The 8,938-nt window shown below is 36.8% G+C and carries 8 protein-coding genes; all 8 read left to right on the top strand.

What is annotated here, in order from left to right:
* The first annotated feature begins 341 nt into the window (after positions 1-341).
* A complete protein-coding gene (gene dltB, locus D8837_RS08710) occupies positions 342-1,496 on the top strand; it encodes a D-alanyl-lipoteichoic acid biosynthesis protein DltB (protein ID WP_064276804.1) in 1,155 nt (384 codons plus the stop codon).
* Between the two features lie 47 nt (positions 1,497-1,543).
* The gene (dltD, locus tag D8837_RS08715; RefSeq protein ID WP_064276803.1) at positions 1,544-2,716 is read left to right on the top strand and encodes a D-alanyl-lipoteichoic acid biosynthesis protein DltD; all 1,173 of its coding nucleotides are present in this window, start codon (positions 1,544-1,546) and stop codon (positions 2,714-2,716) included.
* A 450-nt stretch (positions 2,717-3,166) separates the two neighbouring features.
* The gene (locus D8837_RS08720) at positions 3,167-3,298 is read left to right on the top strand and encodes a teichoic acid D-Ala incorporation-associated protein DltX (RefSeq protein ID WP_004262018.1); all 132 of its coding nucleotides are present in this window, start codon (positions 3,167-3,169) and stop codon (positions 3,296-3,298) included.
* A gap of 20 nt (positions 3,299-3,318) precedes the next feature.
* A complete protein-coding gene (gene dltA, locus D8837_RS08725) occupies positions 3,319-4,869 on the top strand; it encodes a D-alanine--poly(phosphoribitol) ligase subunit DltA (RefSeq protein ID WP_125456809.1) in 1,551 nt (516 codons plus the stop codon).
* A complete protein-coding gene (gene dltB, locus D8837_RS08730) occupies positions 4,866-6,110 on the top strand; it encodes a D-alanyl-lipoteichoic acid biosynthesis protein DltB (protein ID WP_125456810.1) in 1,245 nt (414 codons plus the stop codon). Before dltA ends, dltB (D8837_RS08730) begins: the two co-directional genes overlap by 4 nt.
* Positions 6,111-6,123: 13 nt before the next feature.
* Positions 6,124-6,363 (top strand): D-alanine--poly(phosphoribitol) ligase subunit DltC, encoded by a 240-nt coding sequence (gene dltC, locus D8837_RS08735; RefSeq protein ID WP_000351967.1) that lies wholly within the window; start codon positions 6,124-6,126, stop codon positions 6,361-6,363.
* On the top strand, positions 6,356-7,624 hold the full coding sequence (gene dltD, locus D8837_RS08740; protein WP_125456811.1) for a D-alanyl-lipoteichoic acid biosynthesis protein DltD: 1,269 nt from the start codon (positions 6,356-6,358) through the stop codon (positions 7,622-7,624). Before dltC ends, dltD (D8837_RS08740) begins: the two co-directional genes overlap by 8 nt.
* A gap of 217 nt (positions 7,625-7,841) precedes the next feature.
* A partial coding sequence (locus D8837_RS08745; protein WP_125456812.1) for a dTDP-4-dehydrorhamnose 3,5-epimerase family protein occupies positions 7,842-8,938 on the top strand: 1,097 nt, incomplete at its 3' end.

The following is an 8,938-nucleotide window of genomic DNA, read 5'->3' on the forward strand; positions in this document are numbered from 1 at the left end:
TTTTAAATGAGAGACTTTTTCCCAACCTCATGATTTTTTAAAGTTTATATACTGGTGTTGATTAGTATTTCAGCTAAAAAGTCAGAATCCTTCACCGGTTCCTTCATAAATTTTTTGTTCTTGAATTTTATTTATTGTGTGAATAATTTTGTCTCATTATTGGGGTTCAGTACTAAGAGTCAGTTGGATTTTTTATTTTAAGAAATGAAATAATAGAAGTATTTATAGTTTTTAAATTATGGTATAATGAATAAAGTTAACTATCTTTGGTAATATGATAGGAACTAATCTTAAAAAGATAAATCATGAGATGAGAAAAAGAAAAAAGGAGTTTGGCTGGTATGAATTATTTCGAGGGGAATGAGTTTTTCCTTCTTTTGTTTGTAGTTTTACTAATTGGTTTTGTAGTAAACTTTTTTGAAAAACGTAAGGACTACTATATTTTGGTGCTCTCCCTCTTATTTGCAGGAGCTATTTATGGCAAGAGTAGAGCAATGATTATCTATTTACTTGCCTTTGTCATTTATCAATATTTTCTAGTTTTTCTAGCACAGAGTATAGAAGTAAAGCGGATGAAACCTCTGATTTTCCTTTCTATTTTTCCTTTGGTGATTAATAAAGTCTTTGCCCTGACTTCTCTGCATTTGTTGGCCTTTATTGGAATTTCTTACATGTCCTTTAAGACTATTCAGATCATGCTGGAGATATCGGATGGATTGATTAAAGAAAAGATTAGCATAAAAGACTACCTGCAATTTTTACTTTTTTTCCCTACAGTTAGTGCTGGTCCGATTGATCGGAGTAGGAGATTTTTAAAAGAGATAAACGAGGTCATGCCTCGAAAAGAGTATCTAGAGTTAGCAGGGGACGGTGTGTATCGTATCGTTCTAGGTCTACTTTACAAGGTTGTTTTGTCAACCTATGTGTACCAGATGATACTCGCTCTAAGCAATACTGGTACAGTCGTTTACTCAATCAAGTATATGTACCTCTATACCTTGTATCTGTTCTTCGACTTTGCAGGCTATAGTCTAATGGCTGTCGGAAGTAGTAACATTCTAGGTATTCAGACACCGATGAACTTTAACAAACCTTTCTTGAGTGTCGATATCAAGGATTTCTGGACCAGATGGCATATCACTTTGTCGACCTGGTTGAGAGATTTTGTATTTTCAAGAGTATTGATGCAGGTTATCAGGAAAAAATGGTTTAAAAATAGACTACACAATGCAACCTATGCCTATATGGTCAATATGTTGGTCATGGGTTTTTGGCATGGTCTTAGTGTTAGCTACATTGTTTATGGTTTTTATCACGGTGTCTTGATGGCTGGATTTGAAGTGTATCAAAAGAAAAGCACTTTTTATAAGAAAAATAAAAACAAAAATTGGTATAAACTACTAAGTTGGTTTGTGACCATGAATTTGGTTATGATTGGTTTCTTTATCTTTTCAGGTGAACCCTATAAAATCTTACTTACGATTTTAAAGAGATAAGAAATTGAAAAGAGATTGGACGGATCGAAGGGATAGGATAAAACGAGATGATTAAACTAAAAGCATTTTTGCTATCGCTTGTGCTCGTAATTGCGACGCTTGCCCTTTTAAATGTGACATACGTCAAGAAGATTGATGATTATTATAAAGTAAAGGATAACAGTATTCGCTATAGCACTTCGTATGAAAAGTATAAAAGTAGAGATATTCTGACAAGCAATATTACTCCCAATACATTTGTTTTATTGGGATCATCTGAGTTGGTTGCGACGATAAATGAAGACTATCATCCCAATAAAATTTTTAACTACAACGATTTTAATATCATGCAGATTGGGACCAGTTATTCACAAAACATCATTCAGGCTACGACCTTGGGTTCTATTGAAGGATCTATGACTAAGCGAAAAGTGGCTATAATAGAGTCGGTTCAGTGGTTTGAAAAAGATGGGACTCATCAGGATGCCTTTTTGAATAAGGCTTCTCAGGAACATATTTTTCAGACACTCTCTAATAAGAAAATTAGCAAAGATACCAAGGAAAAACTTATTGATAGAATTATTGAAATAACTAAAGGGAATAAGCTTCAAAATGACCTTTATAAGAAATATAAGAGCTACTTCATAGAAGGTAAAGGAACCTTTATTGATAAGAAGTTATTAGAGTTAGATAATACGATTTATTCCTTTAAACTCAAACAGATTTTTTATCAAAAACATGCCAAATCAGATTATCCTTCACTAGGGGATAAAACTCCAGACTATGATTGGGAGAAAATGACGAATCAGTTTGTAGAAGAGGTCAAAAAGAAAACAGACAATAATGATTATGCTGTTGATAATAACTACTACAATACTTACTTAAAAGATCGCTATGCATCGTTGAAAGATTCCAATAAAGATTTGAGCTATCTGGAGTCACCAGAGTATTCAGATATGGAACTCTTCTTGACAGTTGCCAAGGAATTGGGCATTGAAGTTGAGGTCATTATTTTCCCAGTAAACGGGAAGTGGAACGACTACACAGGTGTTTCAAGAGAGATGCGGGAAAAAACTTACAAAAAAATAGAAGATGTTGCAAAAAGCCATGGTGCAACAGTACTAAACTATGGAAACAGAGAGTATGATGATTACTTTTTATTTGACGTGATGCACGTTGGAGTGAAAGGATGGATGGAAGTTGAAAAAGAACTTTACAAATTTGCAAACCAAGATAACTAACACACACCGTTTAATCTTGTGGACGTTATTTTTCTATACGGTTATCTTAAGCATCGTGATTTATTGTTTTGTGACCGATTTTTCGAACATTCAAGAATTTATCTATAGTGAATTTTAGGATTACATACTATAAAAAACTCTAGATAAAGGGAACTGCACCGATAAAGTGAGACATAAGATAAGGCTCTATAATATTTATAGTGGAGACATCCTCTATAGGTAGTATGGAGCCTACTTTATTGTAGCCCCATATAATTTATACTGAAAAGCATTCAAGCTATCATTAGAAAGAATCATATGGAACAAATTAATATTACTGAAACGTAGTGAAAATAGACGGGTAAACAATTGAAAAACTAGTCTATAAAGTGGTATAATAGCAGAAAAATAAATTAGTAAGAAATTGATTTTATTTTAGCGAAAAATTATAGAAATGAATGGTTTTTCTTGATGAAACAGAGAAAAGAATTGTACCTCTTTTTTGGTCGGACAGCCTTGTATTTTATTATCTTTCTAGGGCTACTTTACTTTTTTAGCTATCTTGGTCAGGGTCAAGGAAGCTTTATCTATAATGAATTTTAACTTGAAGGAGAATCCTTATTATGTCAAATAAACCAATAGTAGATATGATTGAAACTATTGAGCATTTTGCTCAGACCCAGCCTAGCTATCCTGTTTACAATGTTTTGGGGCAGGAACACACTTATGGAGATTTGAAAGCTGATTCGGATAGTTTGGCTGCAGCCATTGACCAACTAGGCTTGCCTGAGAAGTCTCCTGTGGTTGTTTTTGGAGGCCAAGAGTATGAGATGTTGGCAACTTTTGTAGCGCTGACTAAGTCAGGTCATGCCTACATTCCAATTGATAGCCATTCGGCTTTGGAGCGAGTTTCAGCTATTTTAGAAGTAGCGGAGCCAAGTTTGATTATTGCCATCTCAGATTTTCCATTGGAGCAGGTTTCTACGCCAATGATGACTCTAGCTCAGGCTCAAGAAGCCTTTGTTCAAGGGACAAGCTATGAGATCACGCATCCAGTCAAGGGCGATGATAACTACTACATTATCTTTACTTCTGGTACAACTGGTAAGCCTAAGGGAGTGCAGATTTCACATGATAACCTCCTCAGCTTTACCAACTGGATGATTACGGACAAGGAATTTGCGACGCCAAGTCGTCCGCAAATGCTGGCTCAGCCACCTTATTCTTTTGACCTGTCTGTCATGTACTGGGCGCCGACCTTGGCACTAGGTGGTACGCTCTTCGCTCTTCCTTCAGCCATCACTCAGGATTTTAAGCAACTCTTTGCGACCATCTTTTCATTGCCAATCGCTATCTGGACATCAACACCATCCTTTGCGGATATGGCCATGTTGTCTGAAGACTTCAATAGTGAGAAAATGCCTGGTATCACGCATTTCTACTTTGATGGGGAAGAATTGACGGTCAAAACGGCTCAAAAACTGCGTGAGCGTTTCCCGAATGCCCGTATTATCAATGCTTACGGCCCAACAGAAGCGACAGTAGCCTTGTCAGCTGTTGCTGTGACAGACGAGATGTTGGCGACTCTCAAACGCCTACCAATCGGCTATACCAAGGCCGACTCTCCAACCTTTATCATTGATGAGAACGGCAAGAAACTGCCAAATGGTGAACAGGGAGAAATCATTGTTTCTGGACCAGCCGTTTCAAAAGGTTATATGAACAATCCTGAAAAAACGGCAGAAGCTTTCTTTGAGTTTGAAGGTCTACCAGCCTACCATACAGGAGATGTGGGAACTATGACAGATGAAGGCTTGCTTCTCTACGGCGGACGCATGGACTTCCAGATTAAGTTCAACGGTTACCGCATTGAGTTAGAAGATGTCTCTCAAAACCTCAATAAGTCTCGTTTTATCGAGTCTGCTGTTGCAGTACCGCGCTATAATAAAGACCACAAGGTGCAAAATCTTCTAGCATATGTCATCTTAAAAGATGGTGTTCGTGAGCAGTTTGAGCGTGATATCGATATTACCAAGGCTATCAAGGAAGATTTGACAGATATCATGATGTCTTACATGATGCCGTCTAAATTCCTTTATCGAGACAGCTTACCACTTACTCCAAATGGAAAAATTGACATCAAAGGATTGATTAATGAGGTAAATAGGAGATGATGGAGTTTTTTAAACAGCTTCATCATTTAGAGCCATACGGCAATCCTCAGTATTTTGTCTATGTGATTGCTGCAACCTTGCCTATCTTTATCGGTCTCTTTTTCAAGAAACGCTTTGCCTGGTATGAGGTATTGGTTAGTCTCTTCTTTATCGTTACCATGCTGGTGGGTGGGAAGACCAATCAATTAGCTGCCTTGGGTATTTATCTGTGCTGGGAAATATTGCTCTTGCTTTTCTACAAGCACTATCGAAAAAGTAAGGATGACAAGTGGGTCTTTTACCTAGTTAGTTTTCTGTCCCTGCTTCCGATTATCTTTGTCAAGGTGCAGCCGGCTATCAATGGAACGCAGTCTTTGCTTGGGTTTTTGGGTATTTCTTACCTGACCTTTCGTTCGGTTGGTATTATCATCGAGCTGAGAGATGGAGTGATTAAGGATTTTACCCTCTGGGAATTCCTTCGTTTCCTTCTCTTCATGCCGACTTTTTCAAGTGGTCCAATCGATCGCTTTAAGCGATTTAATGAAAATTATCAGACCATTCCTGAGCGAGATGAGTTGATGGATATGCTGGATGAATCTGTTCGCTATATCATGTGGGGATTTTTGTACAAGTTTATCCTAGCTCATGTTTTAGGAGAGACCTTGTTGCCTCCTCTGAAGAATCTAGCCTTGCAGTCAGGTGGCTTCTTTAACCTCTATGCCTTGGCAGTTATGTATACATTTGGTCTGGAGCTCTTCTTTGACTTTGCAGGTTATTCTATGTTTGCCTTAGCCATTTCAAATTTGATGGGAATCCGTAGCCCTATCAACTTTAACAAACCATTTTTATCAAGGGATTTAAAGGAATTTTGGAATCGCTGGCATATGAGTCTCTCTTTCTGGTTCCGTGACTTTGTCTTTATGCGAATGGTGATGGTATTGACCAGAAAGAAGGTCTTTAAGAATCGCAATGTAACCTCAAGTGTGGCCTATATTGTAAATATGCTGATTATGGGATTTTGGCATGGAGTGACTTGGTACTATATCGCCTATGGACTTTTTCATGGATTAGGCTTGGTCATCAATGACGCTTGGATTCGCAAGAAAAAAACGCTCAATAAGGAACGGAAAAAAGCAGGGAAGCCTGCTCTACCTGAGAATCGCTGGATTCAGTTGCTTGGCATGGTTGTCACCTTCCATGTCGTCATGCTGTCATTCTTAATCTTTTCTGGATTCTTGAATGATTTATGGTTTAAAAAATAAAAGGAAATAAAATATGGATATCAAATCAGAAGTTATCGAAATTATTGATGAGTTGTTTATGGAAGATGTTTCTGACATGATGGATGAAGATCTTTTTGATGCAGGTGTCTTGGATAGTATGGGAACGGTTGAGTTGATTGTGGAGATTGAAAACCGTTTTGACATTCGTGTCCCTGTAACAGAGTTTGGTCGCGACGACTGGAATACAGCCAATAAAATCATAGCTGGTATTGTGGAGCTACAAAATGCTTAAACGCTTATGGATGATCTTCGGGCCCATCTTCATTGCTGGATTTTTGATTCTTCTACTCATCTTTTTTTATCCAAGTACAACAAGCCATAATCTGACGGAGGAGAAATATTCGGCGGCTTCTGTTAATGTAGAGAGTTTTAAAGAGAGAAGCCAAAAAGTAAGGGCTCTTACAGATCCAAATATGCGTTTTATTCCTTTTCTAGGGTCCAGTGAATGGATTCGATTTGATAGTGTCCATCCAGCTGTTTTAGCAGAGAAATACCATCGTCCCTATCGTCCTTATTTTTTAGGTCAAGCAGGAGCAGCCTCTCTAAATCAATATTTTGGCCTACAGCAAATTTTGCCAGAAATAGAGAATAAGCAGGCAGTATTTGTAATTTCGCCTCAGTGGTTTACGGAGACTGATTATGAACCCGCAGCGTTTCAGAGATTTTTTAACAGTGACCAATTGACAGCTTTTCTGGAAAATCAATCTGGTGACACTGCTGCAAAGCATGCGGCTATTCGATTGTTAAAGCAGAATCCTAATGTTGCATTAAAAGGCATTGTTCAAAAACTGTCAAAGGGTGAAGAATTATCAGAGGTTGATCAGGTTGCTATTAATATTTTTGCCCGATTCAATGAGAGACAGGCTTCTCTATTTGGTCAGTTCTCTATTAGAGGAAAACTCAAATATAAGGAACATGTGGAAAATTATTTAAAAGATCTTCCAGATCAATTTTCTTACCAAGAGTTAGAAAAAATTGCTCGAAAGGATGCAGAAGCCAATACGACCAATAATGATATGGGGATGGAAAATCATTTCTATACGAGAGAGGTTAAGAAGGATTTGAAAAAATGGGAAGGGTATCAAAAGAATTACAGCTTCCTAAAATCATCTGAATATAATGATTTACAGTTGGTTCTCAATCAATTTGCAAAATCGAAAGTTAATGTCCTTTTTGTTATCCAACCTGTCAACAAGAAATGGATGGACTACACAGGGCTCAGAGAAGATATGTACCAGCATGCAGTGGAGAAAATTCGTTACCAATTAGAAAGTCAGGGTTTTACTAATATTGCTGACTTTTCAAAAAATGGAGGGGATCCTTATTTTGTAAAGGATACCATTCACCTTGGTTGGTTGGGTTGGTTGGCATTTGACAAGGCCGTTGATCCTTTCCTATCCAATCCCACACCAGCTCCGACTTACCATCTGAATGAGCGCTTTTTCAGTAAAGACTGGGCGACTTATGATGGAGATGTCAAGGAATTTCAATAGACGAATCATAAAATAATAAACGATTTAACTCTAAAAGTTAGACAATTAGTCTGATTTTTAGGGTTTTTCTTTTTACTAATAAAAATGTGTATTTATAGATATAGATATTTAAAAAGAATGAACTTCATCTGGCTAGAGAACTCATATAGTGGTATAATTTAAGAAACATAATGAAAATAGCTTTAGTGTGGATGCATTACAATATAGAGGGGAAAAGATGGATATAGATAGAACTATTTCAGTACAGATTCAAGGTTTGTTGGTGTTTGAAAGTCCTCTTCATCATGATGAGCGTGGTTATTTTTTAGAGAATTGGCGAAAGAAAGATTTGCTTGCAAATGGGGTGCCAGAATCATTCTTTTATCATAAACTTCAAAATAATGTGTCTGTTTCAAAGCAGGGGGTTATCAGAGGGATGCATTGTCAGGGCTATGAAAAATTGATGACAGTAGCCTATGGGACTTTCAAAATGATTTTTATCGATCTACGAATAGATTCTCCAACTTACAAATCTGTAGATGTGATAGATGTCCAACCTGGTAGGGCTGTTTTTGTCCCTGGTGGAGTGGCTAATGGTGCACAGTCGTTAGTTAACAATGGGATATTGAATTACCTGGTTGCTGACTATTATGATCCACATAAAAACTATTTAGGTATTACACCACTAGACAAAGATGCTGATTTGTCGTGGGATTCTCTTTTAAAACCAATCATTTCTGAAAAAGACCAAGCTGCTAAATCTTTCAAAGAAGTTCTTGACATAATTGAATCAAGCAGGAAGAAAGTCGCCTTAATAGGTTCAACAGGTGCAGTTGGGCAAGTTTTATTTGATACATTAAGGAAGCATTCTGATATTGATTTAAGTTGTTTCAATAGAAATAATATTGAAGACGCTTTGAAAGGTTTTTATGATGTGGTGATTTGTACTGCTCCATCATCAGAAAAATTATTAACCAATTTAGGTTTGACAAATGATGATGCGGAAATAGAGAAATTATTAAATGTCCTAAAAAACATTCAGACAGGTCATATGATTTTAGTGTCTACTAAGTCTGTATTTGATAGTGGTTCCAGATATAGCGCTATTCATCAAAAGATTTATAATGGTGTGATTGAGGCTCATCAAAATAGCAATACTATTTATATTATAGACACCTTATATGGAAAGACACTGAAAAAGGGCTTTATTAACGATTTACTTTTTAGACAATGGACTTATATTTCAAATGATATTGTTTTGGGCAAGCCTAAGTTAGAAAAATATTATCAAAAAGTAAATAATCAATTGTGGGATTTAATAGAGCCTCTTCCAGA

Origin of the sequence: Streptococcus mitis (genome assembly GCF_003942965.1) — a bacterium.
GTDB classification, from domain to species: domain Bacteria; phylum Bacillota; class Bacilli; order Lactobacillales; family Streptococcaceae; genus Streptococcus; species Streptococcus mitis_BH.